The organism is Thiomonas sp. TH-17, assembly GCF_057473305.1.
In genome coordinates, this window is record NZ_JBYCKI010000092.1 from 1 (window position 1) to 1,915 (window position 1,915).

Consider the following 1,915-nt stretch of genomic DNA (forward strand, 5'->3'; position numbering starts at 1 on the left):
GACGGCCAGGGCAACTATCTTTTCGCCGGCAGCAAGAGCGGCGCCCAGCCCTTCGTCATTCAGGCGGATGGCAGCGTGCAATACCAGGGCGATGGCGGGCAAAACCAGCTCGCGCTCGGCCCCAATCTGAACACCGCCATCGGCGACCCCGGCAACGCGCTGTTCATGAATGCGCGGGCGGGCAACGGCACCTTCAGCGTGAACGCCGCCAGCAGCAACACCGGCGGCGCCACCGCCGGGCCCGGCACCGTCAACAACACCGCCCTGGCCCAGCAAACCCTGCAGGTCGACGGCACGCAGTACCAGATCAGCTTCAGCGGCAGCGGCGGCTCGATGACCTACTCCGTGGCCAGCGGCACGGGCGGCGCGTTCTCCGCCAGCCCGGTCGCCAGCGGCAGCTTCACCCCCGGCATGAGTATCAGCCTGCCGCCCGGCAGCAACCCGACTATCACCGTGCCCATCGTCGGCACCCCGTCGTCGGGCGACAGTTTCACCATCGGCGCCGCCGCGCCGCAAAGCCTGTTCCAGACCTTCCAGTCTCTGGCGCAGGCCTTCTCGGCTTCGGCGCAGACCTCGGGTTCGAGCGCCTTGCGCGCACAGTCCATCAGCAACGCCCTGGCCAGTCTCGACCAAAACCAGACCAACCTGCTCAGCGCCCAGGCCAGCATCGGCAGCCGCCTGCAGCAGGTGCAGGCCGTGCAGACGCAAAACTCCAGCCTCACCCTGCAACTGCAAACCCAGCAGACCCAGCTCACCAGCATCAACTACCCGCAGGTCATCACCGAGTACCAGTCCAGCCTCACCGCCCTGCAGGCCGCGCAAAAGGCGTTTACGCAGGTGCAGGGGTTGAGTTTGTTCCAGTATCTCTAATCGAGCGTCAATCGCCTCGCCTTTCATGGACAAAGATCCTGTGAACCCTCAATCCAAGGTTTTTGTCACCCAGCCCTTTCTGCCGCCCCTTGAGGAATTTCTGCCCTACCTCCAGCAGATCTGGGACAACAAGATTCTGACCAATGGCGGCCCCTTTCATGTCCAGTTCGAGGGTGCGCTGTGTGAGCACCTCGGCGTCGAACATGTGGCTCTCTTCACCAATGGCACGCTGGCGCTCGTGACGGCGCTGCAGGCGCTTCGCATCACGGGCGAAGTGATCACCACGCCCTACTCTTTCGTCGCGACGTCGCATTCGCTGCTGTGGAATGGCATCCGGCCGATCTTTGTCGATATCGACCCGAAAACCCTGAACCTGGACCCTTCAAAGATCGAAGCCGCGATCACGCCGCAGACGACGGCCATCTTGCCGGTTCACTGCTACGGCCATCCCTGCGATGTCGAAGCCATTCAGCGCATTGCAGACAATTACAACCTCAAGGTGATCTATGACGCCGCGCATGCCTTTGGGGTTGAGGATGCAGGTGGCAGCATCCTGCGGCATGGCGATCTTTCTGTGCTGAGTTTTCACGCGACCAAGACTTTTTCGACTTTCGAAGGCGGCGCCATCGTCTGCCCCGACGCGAAGACCAAGCAACGTATCGATCATTTGAAGAATTTCGGTTTCGTCGATGAAACGACCGTCGTCGCTCCGGGCATCAATGGCAAGATGAGCGAGTTCAACGCGGCGCTCGGCCTGCTGCAACTCAACTACATCGGAGATGTCATCGCACGCCGCGCCGTCATCGATGCGCTGTACCAAAGCATGCTGAGGGATGTTCCCGGTATTCGTTGTTTGCCCCATAGCGGAGAAACTGTGCGAAACCACGGTTATTTTCCCGTCCTAGTGGAACCCAACTATCCGCTCACTCGCGACGCGCTCTACGACAGACTCAAAGAGCGCGGTTATTACGCGCGCCGCTACTTCTACCCACTCATCTCGGATTTCCCGATGTACCGCGGACTCCCATCTGCGCGCCGTGACAAC

At 61.4% G+C, this 1,915-nt stretch carries 2 protein-coding genes; both read left to right on the plus strand.

The genetic code is table 11. From position 1 onward, the window contains the following. A partial coding sequence (gene flgL / locus AC2VLV_RS05815; protein ID WP_486989075.1) for a flagellar hook-associated protein FlgL occupies positions 1-870 on the plus strand: 870 nt, incomplete at its 5' end. Positions 871-895: 25 nt separating this feature from the next. Further along, positions 896-1,915 (plus strand): DegT/DnrJ/EryC1/StrS family aminotransferase (locus AC2VLV_RS05820; protein ID WP_486989076.1); only part of this gene is annotated, 1,020 nt, incomplete at its 3' end.